Genomic DNA, 16090 nt, shown 5'->3' on the forward strand with positions numbered 1-16090 from the left:
AGGGCGTATATCAAGGCCATGCACGGAAAGGAACCCGATGTCATGAGCGACGACCGCACAGACCTGCCGCCCGCCGCCCAGCGCGCCCTGGCCGAGGCCGAAGAGCGCCGGCGCAAGGCCGAAGCCGAGGCCAAACCCCTGCCCAAGGAACTGGGTGGACGCGACGGCCCCGATCCCGCGCGCTATGGCGATTGGGAGAAGAAGGGCATCGCGATCGACTTCTGACCGCTCAGACCGCCGCGCGCAGGGCCTGCAGGAAATCGCCGATCAACCCCTGCTGCTTTTTCGACTGCGCCCGGTCCCGCGGCCAGGTCAGCCAGTAACCGTCGCGGGTTTTCAAATCGGGACGCCCCAGCCGGATCAGGCGGCCGGAGGCTAGATCCGCCGAGGCCAGGGCGACCGACCCCAAAGCAACCCCCAGCCCCTGCCGCGCCGCGCCCAGGGCATGTTCCATCGAATCAAAGCTCAGACCGGCGCGAGGCAGATCCGTGTCGCCCGTCTTCTGCATCCAGTCCTGCCAGCCGGGCCGTTCGCCGCGCAGCTCGATCACCGGCGCGCCCCAGTCGACGCCCGGTGCCGCCATCGGGGTCAGGACCTCGGGCGCGATCAGGTCGGCGGCGCGCCCCGGCCAGTTGCCGCGCCCATAGCGGATCTGAAGCCAAGTCCGCTCGTCCTCCAGCGAGGACCGCCGGGCCACCGAATCCGTGGTGACCTGCACCTCGGGCCGCAGGGCGCGAAAGCCCCCTAGGCTGGGCAGCACCAGCGCCTGGATATGCGAGGACAGCCCGGCCACCCGCAACGCGCGCGGGGCGGTGCCGAACAGATCCTCGGTGTTGCGTTCCAACGCCCGCAGACTGTCCTGCACCAGCGGCAGATAGCTTTCACCCTCGACCGTCAGCGACACGCCGCGCGCCTCGCGCACGAACAGGGACCGGCCCAGCCAGGATTCCAGATTGGCGATGCGCTGGCTGACCGCCGCCTGAGTCAGGCCGAACTCGCGCGCAGCGGCCGAGAATCCGCCCAGCCGCCCGGCCGCCTCGAACACGCGCAGCCAGTCCAGCGGGGGCAAGCCGACCTTTTTCTTGCTCATTAGATTTTCCAACCCTCAGAGGAAACAAGCCTTAATTGTCGTAATGCCATATCCCGCGTATCTCCTCAATCAAAGCCCGCGCTGAACAGGAGAGCCCCATGCTGCGCCACGCCACCCATGACCCGGCGGTCGTTTCGGTTGAGTTCGAAGACGGCACCCGCGCCCGTTTCCACGCCATCTGGCTGCGCGACAATGCGCTGGACCCGCAGACGCGCGACCCCGGCAACGGCCAGCGCCTGATCACGATCGGCGACATTCCGGCAGAGATCGCGATACAGGCGGCCGAGGTGGCGGGCGGTGACCTGCAGGTGACCTTCGCCCCCGAAGACAAGACCGTCACCTTCCCCGCAATCTGGCTGGCCGCGCATGTCTATGATCGGGACCAGAACCGCCCGATGGGCTGGCTGTCGCCCGGAATCACCACCTGGGACGGCGGGTTCGCGGCCCCGGCCGGCGACTGGACGCAGGTGCATGAAAGCCCCGCCGCCAAGCGCGACTGGCTGGCGGCGGTCGCCGAATACGGCTTTGCCAAGCTGACCGACGGCCCGACCGCGCCCGGTTCGCTGCTGAAGGTCGCCGATCTGTTCGGCTATGTGCGCGAGACCAACTATGGCCCCTATTTCGAGGTGCGGACCGAGGTGAACCCGACCAACCTGGCCTATACCGGCCTTGGCCTGCAGGCGCATACCGACAACCCCTATCGCGACCCGGTGCCCACGCTGCAGATCCTCTATTGCCTGGAAAACAGCGCCGAGGGCGGGGAGTCGATCGTGGTCGACGGTTTTCGCGCGGCTCAGAGCCTGCGCAATGAAAACCCCGAAGGCTTTGCGCTGCTGGCCGGCTATCCCGCGCGGTTCGAATACCGCGGTTCAGACGGGGTCTGCCTGCGCGCGCGCCGCCCGATGATCGAACTGTCGCCCGATGGCGAATTGATCGGCATCCGCTTCAACAACCGGTCCTCGGCCCCGTTCGTGGATGTGCCCTTCGACCGGATGGAGGCCTATTACACCGCCTACCGCCGTTTGGGCGAGATCATCGACGACCCGGCAATGGGCGTCGCGTTCAAGCTGGAACCGGGCGAGAGCTTCATCGTCGACAACACCCGCGTGCTACACGCGCGTCTGGGATATTCAGGTGCCGGGTCGCGCTGGCTGCAGGGATGCTATGCCGACAAGGACGGGCTGCTGTCGACCCTCGCCGCGATGCGGGTGGCGCAACCGGAGGCGGCGGAATGAAATCCGATTTCCAGACCCTGACCCGCGACAACATCGTGGCCTTCATCGCCGATATCTTCGACCGGCGCGGGGGCGAGGAATATCTGGGCGAGCCGGTCACCATGGCCCAGCACATGCTGCAGGGCGCCACCATCGCCGAGCAGAACGGCATGCCCGAAGAGATCATCGTGGGCGCCCTGCTGCACGATATCGGGCATTTCACCTCGGAATTCGGCACCTACCACCCCGACGACACCGAGGACCGCCACCACGAGGATGCCGGCGCCGAGGTGCTGGAGCGGTTCTTTCCGTCGGTCATCACCGATTGCTGCCGCTATCACGTCGCGGCCAAGCGATATCTGTGTGCAACCAGGCCCGAGTATTTCAACCGCCTGTCGGCGGCCTCGGTCCATACGCTGGAATTGCAGGGCGGCCCGATGAGCGCCGAGGAAGTCGCCGCATTCGAGGCCAACCCGAACCTGAAGGAAATCATCCAGGTCCGGTATCTGGACGAGGCCGGCAAACGGCCCGACATGGACACCCCCGGCTTCGACCACTTCGCGCCGATGGTTCAGCGCATGGTCGACCGGCATCTGGGCGAGGGTTAAAGCCCCAGCACATCCACCATGTCATATTGGCCGGGGGCCTTGCCCTGCCCCCACAGCGCCGCCTTCAGCGCGCCTCGGGCAAAGATCGCCCGGTCGGTCGCCACGTGGCGCAGCACAATCCGTTCGCCCGGCGCCGCGAACAGCACGTCATGTTCGCCGACGATGTCGCCACCGCGGATGGCGTGGAAGCCAATATGGCCCCTCTGCCGGGCGCCGGTGATCCCGTCGCGGCCCCGGTCGGCGACCTCGGCAAGGTTCACGCCCCGCCCCTCGGCCGCGGCCTCGCCCAGCATCAGTGCCGTCCCCGAGGGCGCATCGACCTTGTGATGGTGATGGGCCTCGATCACCTCGATGTCGAAATCCTCGTCCAGCGCGGCGGCGACCTTTTTGGTCAGCTGCACCAGCAGGTTCACGCCCAGGCTCATGTTGCCCGCCCGCACGATCACCGCATGGCGCGCGGCGGGTTCCAGCGCGGCGATCTGTTCGTCGCTCATGCCGGTGGTGCCGATCACATGCACGCAGCGCGCCTGCGCCGCCAGCGCAGCGAATTCCAGCGTCGCCTCGGGCGCCGTAAAGTCGATCACCGCCTGGGCCTGGGCAAAGGCCTCGAGCGGGTCGTCGGTGACGGTCACGCCCAGCGGCTGGCCGCCCATCGCGGTACCCACGTCCTGACCGATCCAGTCATGGCCTGTGCGCTCGACCGCGCCGACCAGCCGCGCCTGATCGCTGTCGGTGATGGTCTTGATGAGCATCTGCCCCATCCGGCCCGAAGCCCCGGTCACGACGATTCCCGGAATATGCGTCATTGCGCTGGTCCTTCTTCTGAAATTCGGCTCAAAGCCTCCTACCCGGTTCGGGGCCGCTTGGCAAAGCCCCGCTTTGCGCTTAGATCGGGGACATGGCTAAGAACAAATTCCACGACGGCCCCGGCCCCTCGCAACGGCAGCTTCGCGTCGGCGAACTGATCCGCCGCACCCTGTCCGAGGTGCTGGCGCGCGGCGACGTGCACGACCCCGACCTGAACCGCCTGTCGATCACCGTGGGCGAAGTGCGCACCTCGCCCGATCTCAAGATCGCCACCGCCTATGTGCTGCCGCTGGGCGGCAAGGGGCAGGACACCGTGATCGAGCTGCTGGCCCGCAACAAGGGCGAGCTGCGCCGCATGGTCGGCAAGAAGGTCGGCCTGAAGTTCGCCCCCGACCTGCGCTTCCGGCTGGACGAAACGTTCGACCGCATGGACGACACGCGCCGGATGTTCGAACAGGACGCCGTGCGCCGGGATCTGGACGAGTGATCCGCAGGGCGGCCGCTCTGCTCGCGCTGCTCTGGGCCGGACAGGCCGGTGCGGTCACGTGCGAGCGTGTGGCCCACGAAGACCGGCGCTATACCGTGTGCGAGGTGGACGCCACCGCCGAGGACCTGCGCCTGTTCCTGTATGACGACGCAGGTCAGGTGCTGGGCCATTTCTCGTCGGTGAACGAGGAACTGGCCGGTTCGGGCCAGCGCTTGAGTTTTGCGATGAATGCGGGCATGTATCACGAGGACCGCTCGCCCGTGGGCCACTATGTCGAAGACGGGCAGGAAGTCATGCGCGTGATTCCCAACGCCGGCCCCGGCAATTTCGGCCTGCTGCCCAACGGGGTGTTCTGCATCCGCGAAGGCCGCGCCGACGTGTTCGAGACGCTGGACTATCTTGATCGCAAACCCGATTGCCGCTTTGCCACCCAATCCGGGCCGATGCTGGTGATCGACGGCGAATTGCATCCACGGTTTCTCGAGGATTCGACCTCGCGCTATGTGCGCAACGGGGTGGGCACCAGCGCCGATGGCAGCCGCGCGGTGTTCGTGATCTCCGAAGATTACGTCACCTTCCATGAATTCGGCCGCCTGTTCCGCGACGTGCTGAACACGCCCAACGCTCTGTTTTTCGACGGCAACATCTCGCGCATGTATGACCGGGCGGCGAGCCGGTCCGACGTGGGTTTCTCGCTGGGGCCGATCGTCGGCGTGGTCGAGGACATCCCGGCAAATTGACAGAGCCGGACCGATCCGCTAGGTCGCGCGCCTTAGCAGACGGCAAGGTGCATCATGGGACGCAAACGCAAGGGTCGTGACATTTCCGGTTGGCTGGTGGTCGACAAGCCGGCAGGCATGACCTCGACCGCCGTGGTCAACAAGGTCCGCTGGGCACTGGATGCCAGGAAGGCGGGCCATGCCGGCACGCTCGACCCCGAGGCCACCGGCGTTCTGGCCGTCGCTTTGGGCGAGGCCACCAAGACCGTTCCCTACATCACCGATGCGCTCAAGGCCTATACCTTTACCGTGCGGCTGGGTCAGGCCACCAATACCGACGATGCCGAGGGCGAAGTGATCGCGGAAAGCGACCTGCGCCCCACCGATGACGAGATCAAGCAGGCCCTGCTGCCCTTCGTGGGCGAGATCATGCAGGTGCCGCCCAAGTTCTCGGCGGTCAAGATCGACGGCCAGCGCGCCTATAAGCTGGCCCGCGACGGCGAGGATGTGGAACTGGCCGCCCGACCCCTGTGGGTCGAGGAACTGGTGCTGGTCGATCGTCCCGATCCCGACTATGTCGTGCTGGAAATGACCTGCGGCAAGGGCGGCTATGTCCGCTCGATCGCCCGCGACCTGGGTGAGGCGTTGGGCTGTTATGGCCACGTCAAGGAGCTGCGTCGGATCTGGTCCGGCCCGTTCGAGGCCGAGGACGGGCTGAGCATCGAGCAGATCGACGCGATGGCGAAAACCCCGGCGCTGTATGACTACCTGCGCCCGCTGGAACAAGGGCTGGCCGACCTGCCCGAGCTGAAATGCACCCCCGAAGGCGCCACCCGCCTGCGCAACGGCAACCCCGGCATGGTTCTGGCCAGCGATGTGGAATACGGCGACGAGGCCTGGGCTTCGTTCGACGGCAAGGCCGTGGCGGTGGGGGTCTACAAATCCGGTGAGTTGCACCCCAGCCGGGTGTTCGCCGGCTAGGTCCCGTGCTAAGCGAAGGCGCATGATCACCCGGTCCCACACCAAGGGCGACGCCCCCTCGACAGCCGTCTATTCCGACTGCGAACGCTATCGCTACAGCCTGACCCGCATCTGGGATCCGGCCGGGCGCCGGGCGCTGTTCGTGATGCTGAACCCCTCGACCGCGACCGAGGTTCAGAATGACCCGACCGTCGAGCGCTGCGAGCGGCGCGCGCGGGCTTTGGGCTTCGGGGCGTTCCAGGTGACCAACATCTTTGCCTGGCGCGACACCGACCCGCGCAAGATGCGTGCCGCAGTCGATCCGGTGGGGCCGGAAAACGACGCCGCCATCCTGGCCGGCGTGGACTGGGCCGATCAGGTGATCGCCGCCTGGGGCACCCATGGCGCGCATCTGGATCGCGGTCCGGCGGTCGAGAGTCTGCTGCGCGGCACCGGCCAGCCGCTGTTCCACCTTGGGCTCAGCAAGGCAGGCCATCCCAAGCATCCGCTCTACATCGCGTATACCCAGCAACCCGAACCGTGGAACCGGTGACAAAGGGTTAACCACAGACTCAGGTTGGCTTTGACCAACCCTTTGGCAGCATGGGATATTTCACACTCGGGGCGGCACGCTTTCGGAGGGTTCCCATGTTTCTGCTCGGATTGTTCGGCCTGGCCGCAATGGGCGGCGCAGCATACGCGATCAGCGACGTATTCTCGGGGGATGAGGACGAGGACAACGACGATGTCATCGAAGAAGATGCCGTCGAAGACATTCCCGAAGGAAATCTGTTTGAGATTGACGATTCTTTCGAAGACCCGGCCGAGGGTGCGTCCCACGGAACCATACTGTCGGATGTGGACGGAAACTTGGTCATCGCCGGCGGACCGGGTGTGGATGTTCTGAGCGGGGCCGAGGGCAACGATCAGATCAACGGCTATGATGGCGATGACATTATCGATGGTGGCGCCGGAGATGATACGTTGTTCGGCGCTGACGGGGATGACACGCTAAACGGAAACACTGGCGATGATGTTCTGAACGGTGGCAACGGTCACGATGATCTCTCGGGGTATGCCGGTGACGACATCTTGTACGGTCATGCCGGCGACGACCGGCTGGTTGGCGGCGAAGGCGATGACGATCTGTTCGGCGGTCAGGGCAACGATGACCTTGCCGGAGGTGAGGGCGAAGACGCGCTGCAAGGCGGCGACGGCGAAGACATGCTCGCCGGCGGCGCAGGGGCAGACACGCTGTTCGGCGGTGATGGCGACGACACTCTGACCGGTCGGGACGATGGCGACACGCCCGCCAGCGATTTTCTGAACGGCGGCGCGGGGGACGACACGATCCTAGCAGGTGCCGGAGATGTCGTCACCGGTGGTCAGGGAGCGGACCAGATCGCCATCGACAGAACGGCCACAGGTAAGGAAGTCAGCGTCGTGGATTTCACCCCCGGAGAAGACAAGCTGCTGATCGAATGGAACGGCCTTGACGCGCCCGAAATCGGGATTGAACAAGATGCGGACAACGCCGATTTGACGCGCGTTCTGGTCAACGGGCGTGAGGTGGCCCATCTATTTGGCGCCCAAGGTCTTGGGCCCGAGGATATCCAACTGACCCCGGGTCTGGACCCGACCCTGACCAGCCCCTCGGGCTGAGATACGCAGAATCCCTTTGCCATTTATTCCGATTGCGCCTATACGCGCCCATCCGCATCGGAATCGGTGCGGTTTTCTCCATGGGCCTGTGCTGGACGACATCCCGGCCTGCGCCATCAACTTTAACCTTCGAAGGAGACCCCGATGTCGATCACTGCTGAAGAAAAAGCACGCGTCATGAAAGAATTCGCAACCAAGGACGGCGACACCGGTTCGCCGGAAGTCCAGGTTGCAATCCTGACCTCGCGCATCAACACCCTGACCGAGCACTTCAAGACCCACAAGAAAGACAACCACGGCCGCCGTGGTCTGTTGAAGATGGTTGCCCAGCGCCGCAAGCTGCTGGACTACCTGAAGGGCAAGGAAGAAGCGCGCTACCAGGACCTGATCAAAAAGCTGGGCATCCGCCGCTAAGCACGGAATACACCGCTTTCAAGTTCGAGACGCCCGCCATTTGGCGGGCGTTTTTTGTCAGAGGAGCGCGGGATTCAGTCCAGCGTGTTCTTGTAGACCACACCGTCTTTCATGATCAGGTCGAAGTTTTCGTGTGGGTTTGCAACCAGATCGATGTCTTCCAGCGGGTTGCCATCCACAAGGATCAAATCGGCATAAGCGCCTTCTGTAATCTGGCCCAGCGGTCATTGCTGATAGGGATGCCGGGGGCCGGACAATTCCAGCAGTTCGGCATTGGTCGAAGTGGCCATCTGCGAAACCTCGTTAGGAAAATACCACCGCTGCAGCTTGGCAAGAAACGCGCCCTGCCGCTCGGCCAATTTCGGGTCGAACAGGATGTCGGTCTCGCAGGCGGTTTTGACCCCCACTTCCTTTGCGGTCTTGTAGGTGAAATCGGTGCCGTCGGTCACGTCGATCCACTTCTGTTGGCTGACGGGGTCATCAAAGGAAAACCCGTCTTCGTCATCCAGTAGCGGTAGCACGGACAGCCACACGTCATTCTCACGCATCATTTCCATCGTCTCACGGCTCATGAGGAAGCCATGTTCAATGGATTTCACCCCGGCCTCAATCGCGATGCGCGCAGCATCGTCGGTGAAAAGATGAGAGGCAACATAGGTGTTGTAGGTGTCGGCCACTTTGAAAAAGGCTTCGATTTCATCCTTTTTGTATTGGCGAACGTCCAGGGGGTCGTATGTGGACGACACACCGCCCCCGCCCGCAATCTTTAGCTGCGTGGCCCCATACGCATGACTTCCCGGGCCCGCTAGGTCACTTCTGGGACGCCGTCGGCCTGCATCATCAGACCAACGCTTTACTAATACCACAAAGCATCGCCTTCGTTTGTCGGCACGGCCTGATAGGGGCGGTAATCAAAATGCCCGCCCGTCTGCGTGATCGGCGGACCGGATGGCAGGATACGCGGACCGGGGATTTCGCCGGCGTCGATCATCTTCTTGATGGCGAAGGAATTGCCTCCAACATCACGGACGCTGGTAAAACCCCGCATCAGAGTGCCTTCGGACCCCAAAGCGCCACGGATCGCGACACCCAAGATATCATCGGTCACAACCGAGCTTTGCGGGCTGCAACAATAAAGGGTGTGCCAGTGCACATCGATCAGGCCCGGGATCAGGGTGCGCCCACCACCGTCAGTCACCGTTGCACCTTCGGCCGAGATCGGGTCTGTCGAAACAGCCGCAATCAGGTTGCCCTCGATCAGAACATTCGCGTTTTCGATGCCCCCGTCGTTGACGCCATCAAATACATCCACATTGGTAATCATGGTCTGAGCCGGGTCTTGCTGCGCGGAAACCGAGGTGGCGGCAAGCAGCGCGGCCAAAAGATGAATACGCATGAAGTATCTCCTGTCAAACACCGCCAACTTAGCGAATAATCCGATTTGTATTTGCGGAATTTCACTCGAGAACATGCATCCTGAACGTATCCTCGAAACTGCCCAAAGGCGTATAGAATGATAGCTCTGATCCTAAATGCCTACCGTCTGCTGAAGGCGATCGTCCGATCCTGGGATGATCCACATTTTCGGGGTGGTTTGCTGCTGTGTGTGCTTATTCTTCTGTCCGGCACGTTGTTCTACAGCAGCGTCGAGGGATGGCATTGGGTGGACGCGCTGTATTTCAGCGCAACCACATTATCGACGGTCGGGTTCGGCGATCTGTCCCCGGCGACCAAGATCGGCAAGGTCTTCACCGTGATCTACATTTTCGTTGGGGTCGGCGTGTTCATCGCAATGTTCATTCAATTTGCGAAGGCTTTGTTGCGAGATCCTGAATAAACAATTCCGAACCAGATCAAACCCTTGGAACTATAACCGGGCCCGGTTTAACCGAAAGAACGCCCGCCATTTGGCGGGCGTTCATTGGTCGATGAAGTCGGTTCAGATCTTGGCGCGTTCAGACTTCAGCGCCAGCCACAGGCAGTAGCACATGATCAGCACCACCAGCGTGAACGGGATGCCGGTTGACACCGCCGCCCCTTGCAGCGCGGCAAGTCCGCCACCCAGCAGCAGCGCGATCGCGACCAGACCTTCCAGCGTGCACCAGAACACACGCTGCACCACCGGGGCGTCCATCTTGCCGCCTGCGGTGATCGTATCGATCACCAGAGACCCCGAGTCGGACGAGGTGACAAAGAAGACCACGATCAAAATCAGCGCGATCGGGGCCACGATGCCGTAGAGCGGAAGCTCTTTCAGGAAGCCGAACAGCGCGCCTTCGGGGGCATAGCTGTCGATCACCGTGGCCTTGACGCCCTCGGCGCCGCCTACGTTCAGCATGTCTATGGCCGCGCCACCAAAGGTGGACATCCACAGCGCACAGACCGCCGTCGGCGCCAGCAGCGCACAAATCACGAATTCACGCACCGTGCGCCCCTTGGAGATGCGGGCAATGAACATGCCCACGAAAGGCGACCACGCGATCCACCAGGCCCAGTAGAAGGTTGTCCAACCGTGGAAAAAACTGGTGTCTTCGCGCCCGAACGGGTTCGACAATGCCGGCAGCAGCCTGACGTAATCGGTCATCACGCTGAAATAGCGCGAGATTGCCGTGCCGATCCCGGTCACTGCGATCACGAACAGGAACAGGCCCACGGCCATGACCATGTTGATCTCGCTGAGCCGCTTCACACCTGCGTCCATGCCCATCAGCACCGAACCCAGCGCGATCATCGTGATACCGATGATCAGCAAGACGACGACGGTGGGGCTGGGTTCGATGCCGAACACCTCGTAGAGACCGGCGGCAACCTGTTGCGCGCCCAGCCCCAGCGATGTGGTCAGGCCGAACAGGGTGGCAAACACCGCCAGCGTGTCGATCGCATGGCCCCACCAGCCCCAGACACGCTCGCCCAGCAGCGGATAGAAGGCCGAACGCAGGGTCAGCGGCAGACCGAGATTGTAGCTGAAGATCGCGAGGCTCAGGCCCACGGCGGCGTAGACCGCCCAGCCCTCCAGCCCCCAGTGGTGGATGGTACCTACAACACCAATGTATTCATTGCCCGGCACCGCGATGTCGATGCCCAAAGGACGGGCACCGCCATCCTCGGCGAAATTGTAGTAAACCGGCTCTAACACGCCGAAAAACAGCAATCCGATGCCGATCCCGGCCGCGAACATCATCGCAATCCAGCCGGCATAGGAGTAATCCGGCTTGGCGTCTTTGCCGCCGATGCGCACCTTGCCCACCGGCAGAACGATCAGGGCCAGGCAGAACAACGTGATTGCATCCACGGACAGGACGAGGAACCAGTCGAAGGTGCTGGTCAGCCACGGCCGCAGCCAACCGAAGAACGTCGCTGCGGCCTCTTGATTGGCGAGGGCGATCAGCACGAAGGCAAAGATCAGGATGCTTGAGATGAGAAAAACCGGGTTGTGAATATCCAGCCCGAATGGGCGAACATTGTCCTGCCCCAGTTCATACTCCGTTTCAAAATCATAGATCCGCGGATCCGGATCCAGCATTTTCTTGGTCTGAGACATGTGACCGTCCCTTTCGTTCGCGCGAATTGCAAACGCCAAGGTATTCGGCCTTCGGACGACAGTGAGTAGTCTTACCCCCTTGGCGCCTTTTCGTCGTCTGGACCGCGGGTTCCGTGGTAAGAGGCTACACTGCAATCACTTTTCCACAAAATGCATTCGCCTACGGGAATATGTCTGCACATCGCCAGCCATATCCTGACCGAGGTCGAGCGGACGGGGTCGCACATGTTCCGCGGCTTTCTACCGCCGTTGCGGCCCGAAATCTCTCACCAGCCTCGGCTGCATCGATTTCCGATCTGCCTAACCAGGATGGTGAGCGATCGTCGTGTTTGCGAGCGGGTGCACGCGAGATTTTATGCGGGCTTACGCATCGGAACGTTCGCGGTGTCGGCTGACGCAAAGGCGAACCACGACAGATGCAGGACCGTGTGCCTTCTGCGGGCTTATCCCTTTCAATCCGGCGCAATCTCATGTATGCGCGCGGTATCTGAGACGTTGTGCCCTGACCCCGGCACTCGAATGGAAGATAAATTGGGGTCGGCGGCAATGGGGCCGCCACGCAAAACGGGAGACCCGCAGGGGCGGGAGTGCTCCCATCTAGGATACGCTTATGTTTGATGTAACGAAAAAATCAATTCAGTGGGGCGAAGAGACGCTGACACTGGAAACCGGCAAGGTTGCCCGTCAGGCCGACGGCAGCGTGATTGCCACGCTGGGCGAAACCAGCGTCATGGCCAACGTGACCTTTGCCCGGGAGCAGAAGCCCGGTCAGGACTTTTTCCCGCTGACCGTGCACTATCAGGAAAAATACTATGCCGCCGGCAAGGTGCCGGGTGGCTTCTTCAAGCGCGAGGCCCGTCCGACCGAGAAAGAGACGCTGACCGCGCGCCTGATCGACCGTCCGATCCGTCCGCTGTTCGTGGACGGGTTCAAGAACGAAGTTCTGGTGATGTGCACCGTGCTGAGCCACGATCTGGTCAACGACCCCGACATCGTGGCGATGATCGCCGCATCGGCGGCCCTGACCATCTCGGGCGCGCCCTTCCGCGGACCGATCGCCGGTGCCCGCGTTGGTTTCGTGGATGGCGAGTACGTCCTGAACCCGACCGTCGACGACATGCAGGACCTTCGCCTGAACCCTGAACAGCGTCTGGATCTGGTTGTTGCCGGCACCAAAGACGCCGTGATGATGGTGGAATCGGAAGCCTACGAGCTGACCGAAGCCGAGATGCTGGGTGCCGTGACCTTCGCGCACGAACAGATTCAGCCAGTGATCGACCTGATCATCTCGCTGGCCGAAGACGCCGCGAAAGAGCCCTTTGCGTTTGAAGCCCCCGACTACTCGGAGCTGTACGCTGCCGTGAAAGCTGCCGGTGAAGAGCAGATGCGTGCCGCATTCGCAATCACCGACAAGCAAGAGCGCACCGCAGCGGTCGCCGCTGCGCGCGAGGCCATCAAGGCCGCTCTGACCGAAGAGCAGCTTGAGGACTCGAACCTGGGTTCGGCGATGAAAAAGCTCGAAGCCGGCATCCTGCGCGGCGACGTGGTGAAGGGCGGCAAGCGGATCGACGGTCGTTCGACCACCGACGTGCGCCCGATCGTGGCCGAAACCGGCCTGCTGCCGCGGACCCATGGTTCGGCCCTGTTCACCCGTGGTGAAACCCAGGCGCTGGCCGTGACCACGCTGGGCACCGGTGACGATGAGCAGTTCATCGACGCGCTGCACGGAAACTTCAAATCGAACTTCCTGCTGCACTACAACTTCCCGCCCTACTCGGTCGGCGAAGTGGGTCGCGTCGGTTCGCCCGGTCGCCGCGAAATCGGCCACGGCAAACTGGCATGGCGCGCCCTGCAAGCGGTTCTGCCGGCTCCGACCGACTTCCCCTACACCATTCGTGTGGTGTCCGAGATCACCGAGTCGAACGGCTCGTCCTCGATGGCATCGGTCTGCGGCGGTTCGCTGTCGATGATGGATGCGGGCGTTCCGCTCAAGGCTCCGGTGGCCGGTGTGGCCATGGGTCTGATCCTGGAAGACGACGGGGACTATGCCGTTCTGACCGACATCCTGGGTGACGAAGACCACCTGGGCGACATGGACTTCAAGGTTGCGGGTACCGAAAACGGCATCACCTCGCTGCAGATGGACATCAAGGTCGCCGGCATCACGCCCGAGATCATGGAGAAAGCCCTGGCTCAGGCCAAGGACGGCCGTCTGCACATCCTGAACGAGATGAGCAAGGCGCTGAGCGAGACCGCCGAGTTCTCGGTCCACGCCCCGCGCATCGAGACCATGCAGATCCCGACCGACAAGATCCGCGAAGTGATCGGCTCGGGCGGCAAGGTGATCCGCGAGATCGTGGAAACCAGCGGCGCCAAGGTCGACATCAACGATGACGGCATCATCAAGATTGCATCGCCCGATGGTGAGTCGATCAAGAAAGCCTACGAGATGATCCACTCGATCGTGGCCGAGCCGGAAGAAGGTCAGGTCTACACCGGTAAAGTCGTTAAGATCGTCGATTTCGGCGCCTTCGTGAACTTCTTCGGCAAACGTGACGGTCTGGTCCACGTGTCCCAGATCGAAAACCGTCGCCTGAACCACCCTTCGGACGTTTTGAAGGAAGGCCAGGAAGTGAAGGTCAAGCTCTTGGGCTTCGACGATCGCGGCAAGGTCCGCCTGTCGATGAAATGCGTCGATCAGGAAACCGGCGAAGAGATCGTGCCCGAGAAGAAAGAAAAGAAAGAGGAAGGCGCGGAATAACCCGCCCTACCCTTTGCGAAATCCAAGACCCCGGTTCCGGCCGGGGTCTTTTTGTTTTCCCTGGGCCTTTCCCGGGCCGCAGCCCTGTTCTATGCACGACACCATGCGATCCTTCATCATCCATATGTCCTCCAGCACCGCGCGCCGCCCCAATGCCGAGCAGCTCTGCGCCGACCTGCCCAGTGCCGAGCTGATCGAAGCGGTCAATGGGCGCGATCCGGCGCAGATTGCCGGGGTCACGCTGCATCCGGGCAACCTGCACCGCCCGCACTACCCCTTCGCGCTGCGCCCGGCCGAGATCGGCGTCTTCGAAAGCCACCGTCGGATCTGGCGCAAAATGGTCGACGAGGGGATCGATCTGGCCATCACCGCCGAGGATGATCTGCGCGTCGATCCCGACCGGATGAACGCTGCACTGGATCTATTGCGCCCGATCGCGACCCCTGATCACTACATCCGCATCCCAGTCAAGCAGCGCGAAACCGCAGCCCAGACCCTAGCTGAGCGCGACGGCCTTCGTCTGATCCTGCCCAAGGTCATAGGGTTGCAATGCGTCTGTCAGGTGGTGGGACGGAAGGCGGCGGAACGTCTGCTGGCGGCCACCGACCACATTGACCGCCCGGTGGACACGTTCCTGCAGATGCACTGGATCACGGGCCAGCCCGTCCACGCGCTGTTGGGCAGCGGCAATCAGGAAGTGGCCCGTGAAATCGGCGGCTCGACGATCCAGACGAAACCGCCGTTGACCGACAAGCTGACCCGCGAATTCAAGCGGGCTGCCTATCGCGCGCAACTGCACCTGCATCCGCAGCGTCCCGCCTAGTCGGGCACCGCGTCGCCCAGTTCCTCGACCAGGAAATCCATCGCTCGGCGCACCCGCAGCGGCAGATGACGACGCTCAGGATAGACGATCCAACTCGCACGGCTTGGGTCTTCGTACCCCTGCAGTATCGGCTCTAGCTCAGGGGGGCGTTTCGCGCCCAAAAAAATCTCGGGCGCGTACATGACCCCCAGACCTTGCCGCGCGGCAGAAAGAACGGCGTGCGGGTTGTTGGCCTGCCACCGGCCATGCACCCGAACCTCGATCGGGTCGCCCGAGCCGGGGTCGCGGAATACCCACCGGTCATTGTTGGTGATCAGGCACTGATGATGCCGCAGGTCGGCCGGATGGGTTGGCCTTCCGTGCCGGTCGAGATAGCCGCGCGCGGCAACGCAGACCATCCGTCGGGTTGCAAACCGCCGCGCGATCAACCCGCTCTCCGTTAGCTGGCCATAGCGGATGGCAAAGTCGAAGCCTTCTTCGGTCAGGTTCAGAAGGCGCGAATTGAAGTCGATCGTGACCGAGAGGTTGGGGTGCAGGCTTGCGAACCGTGCCAATGCCGGTGCCACGAACTGTTCCGCAAATGGCCCGGCGGCCGACACGCGAATGCGCCCCGCGATCTGGGCCCGATCCCCTGCCGCCGACTGGTTCGCCTCTTCCAGACCCGCCACAAGCCCGGTCACCCGCGCGTGATAGTCGCGTCCGGCGTCGGTCAGGCGCACCACGCGGGTCGAACGCGCCAAAAGCTTGACGCCCAAACGATCCTCAAGCCGGGCGACCTGGCGCGAGACATGACTGGCCGAAACCCCAAGTCGCCGGGCCGCAGCGGTGAAGCCGCCCGTCTCGACCACCATCAGGAATTCTTCCAGCCCGTCCCAATGCGCCATTTCGCAACCTCATTATTACATGTCAGCAATAATGCTTTGCCAAATTCGACACTAATCAACAAGCGGCAACAGCCATATATCCCGATCACACAAGACACGGGCCGGGCGTACCGGCCGAAC

Annotated in this window: 18 protein-coding genes; 12 read left to right on the forward strand and 6 right to left on the reverse strand. The window is 62.8% G+C overall.

Annotated elements, in window-relative coordinates:
• Positions 1–42 precede the first annotated feature (42 nt).
• Complete coding sequence (locus tag AC2FNL_RS17430; protein ID WP_093964397.1) at positions 43–225, forward strand: DUF1674 domain-containing protein; 183 nt, start codon at positions 43–45, stop codon at positions 223–225.
• A gap of 4 nt (positions 226–229) precedes the next feature.
• Here AC2FNL_RS17430 and AC2FNL_RS17435 read toward each other — a convergent pair whose 3' ends face one another.
• Positions 230–1090, reverse strand: coding sequence for a LysR family transcriptional regulator (locus tag AC2FNL_RS17435; RefSeq protein ID WP_496834499.1), 861 nt, complete (start codon positions 1088–1090; stop codon positions 230–232).
• Between the two features lie 98 nt (positions 1091–1188).
• On the opposite strand from AC2FNL_RS17435, the gene tmpA reads away from it, so the two are divergent.
• Together tmpA and tmpB are read left to right on the forward strand one after the other, a co-directional pair.
• Positions 1189–2325, forward strand: a complete 1137-nt coding sequence (gene tmpA / locus AC2FNL_RS17440; RefSeq protein WP_496834500.1) for a 2-trimethylaminoethylphosphonate dioxygenase — start codon at positions 1189–1191, stop codon at positions 2323–2325.
• Positions 2322–2912, forward strand: coding sequence for a (R)-1-hydroxy-2-trimethylaminoethylphosphonate oxygenase (gene tmpB, locus AC2FNL_RS17445; RefSeq protein WP_496834501.1), 591 nt, complete (start codon positions 2322–2324; stop codon positions 2910–2912). Before tmpA ends, tmpB begins: the two co-directional genes overlap by 4 nt.
• Here tmpB and dapB read toward each other — a convergent pair.
• Positions 2909–3718, reverse strand: a complete 810-nt coding sequence (gene dapB, locus AC2FNL_RS17450) for a 4-hydroxy-tetrahydrodipicolinate reductase (RefSeq protein WP_005980258.1) — start codon at positions 3716–3718, stop codon at positions 2909–2911. The genes tmpB and dapB overlap by 4 nt on opposite strands.
• A 92-nt stretch (positions 3719–3810) precedes the next feature.
• On the opposite strand from dapB, the gene rbfA reads away from it, so the two are divergent.
• From rbfA to rpsO, 6 genes are all read left to right on the forward strand, one after another.
• Positions 3811–4206 carry a 30S ribosome-binding factor RbfA gene (gene rbfA, locus AC2FNL_RS17455; RefSeq protein ID WP_093964142.1) on the forward strand — a complete coding sequence of 132 codons (396 nt, stop codon included), beginning with the start codon at positions 3811–3813 and terminating at the stop codon, positions 4204–4206.
• On the forward strand, positions 4203–4946 hold the full coding sequence (locus AC2FNL_RS17460; RefSeq protein ID WP_496834502.1) for a phosphodiester glycosidase family protein: 744 nt from the start codon (positions 4203–4205) through the stop codon (positions 4944–4946). Before rbfA ends, AC2FNL_RS17460 begins: the two co-directional genes overlap by 4 nt.
• 54 nt (positions 4947–5000) lie before the next feature.
• Positions 5001–5906 carry a tRNA pseudouridine(55) synthase TruB gene (truB, locus tag AC2FNL_RS17465; RefSeq protein ID WP_496834503.1) on the forward strand — a complete coding sequence of 302 codons (906 nt, stop codon included), beginning with the start codon at positions 5001–5003 and terminating at the stop codon, positions 5904–5906.
• Between the two features lie 22 nt (positions 5907–5928).
• Complete coding sequence (locus AC2FNL_RS17470; protein ID WP_496834504.1) at positions 5929–6438, forward strand: DUF1643 domain-containing protein; 510 nt, start codon at positions 5929–5931, stop codon at positions 6436–6438.
• A 95-nt stretch (positions 6439–6533) separates the two neighbouring features.
• Entirely contained in the window at positions 6534–7547 is a 1014-nt protein-coding gene (locus AC2FNL_RS17475) for a calcium-binding protein (RefSeq protein WP_496834505.1), read from the forward strand.
• Between the two features lie 144 nt (positions 7548–7691).
• Positions 7692–7961 carry a 30S ribosomal protein S15 gene (gene rpsO / locus AC2FNL_RS17480; protein WP_005980247.1) on the forward strand — a complete coding sequence of 90 codons (270 nt, stop codon included), beginning with the start codon at positions 7692–7694 and terminating at the stop codon, positions 7959–7961.
• A 224-nt stretch (positions 7962–8185) separates the two neighbouring features.
• Here the strand turns inward: rpsO and AC2FNL_RS17485 are convergent, their stop codons facing one another.
• Positions 8186–8707, reverse strand: a complete 522-nt coding sequence (locus AC2FNL_RS17485; RefSeq protein ID WP_496834506.1) for an amidohydrolase family protein — start codon at positions 8705–8707, stop codon at positions 8186–8188.
• Positions 8708–8817: 110 nt separating this feature from the next.
• Positions 8818–9357 carry an amidohydrolase family protein gene (locus tag AC2FNL_RS17490; RefSeq protein WP_496834507.1) on the reverse strand — a complete coding sequence of 180 codons (540 nt, stop codon included), beginning with the start codon at positions 9355–9357 and terminating at the stop codon, positions 8818–8820.
• Positions 9358–9474: 117 nt separating this feature from the next.
• Between AC2FNL_RS17490 and AC2FNL_RS17495 the strand changes: the two genes are divergently transcribed.
• Positions 9475–9798 (forward strand): potassium channel family protein, encoded by a 324-nt coding sequence (locus tag AC2FNL_RS17495; protein ID WP_093964136.1) that lies wholly within the window; start codon positions 9475–9477, stop codon positions 9796–9798.
• Positions 9799–9900: 102 nt separating this feature from the next.
• Here AC2FNL_RS17495 and AC2FNL_RS17500 read toward each other — a convergent pair whose 3' ends face one another.
• Positions 9901–11502 (reverse strand): BCCT family transporter, encoded by a 1602-nt coding sequence (locus AC2FNL_RS17500; protein WP_093964135.1) that lies wholly within the window; start codon positions 11500–11502, stop codon positions 9901–9903.
• A 610-nt stretch (positions 11503–12112) separates the two neighbouring features.
• Here AC2FNL_RS17500 and pnp point away from each other — a divergent pair.
• Entirely contained in the window at positions 12113–14263 is a 2151-nt protein-coding gene (pnp, locus tag AC2FNL_RS17505) for a polyribonucleotide nucleotidyltransferase (RefSeq protein ID WP_496834508.1), read from the forward strand.
• 91 nt (positions 14264–14354) lie between these two features.
• Positions 14355–15086, forward strand: coding sequence for a glycosyltransferase family 25 protein (locus tag AC2FNL_RS17510; RefSeq protein ID WP_496834509.1), 732 nt, complete (start codon positions 14355–14357; stop codon positions 15084–15086).
• Here the strand turns inward: AC2FNL_RS17510 and AC2FNL_RS17515 are convergent.
• The gene (locus AC2FNL_RS17515; RefSeq protein WP_496834510.1) at positions 15083–15970 is read right to left on the reverse strand and encodes a LysR family transcriptional regulator; all 888 of its coding nucleotides are present in this window, start codon (positions 15968–15970) and stop codon (positions 15083–15085) included. The genes AC2FNL_RS17510 and AC2FNL_RS17515 overlap by 4 nt on opposite strands.
• Positions 15971–16090: the final 120 nt, after the last annotated feature.

The organism is Ruegeria sp. CRTD044 (assembly GCF_059613485.1).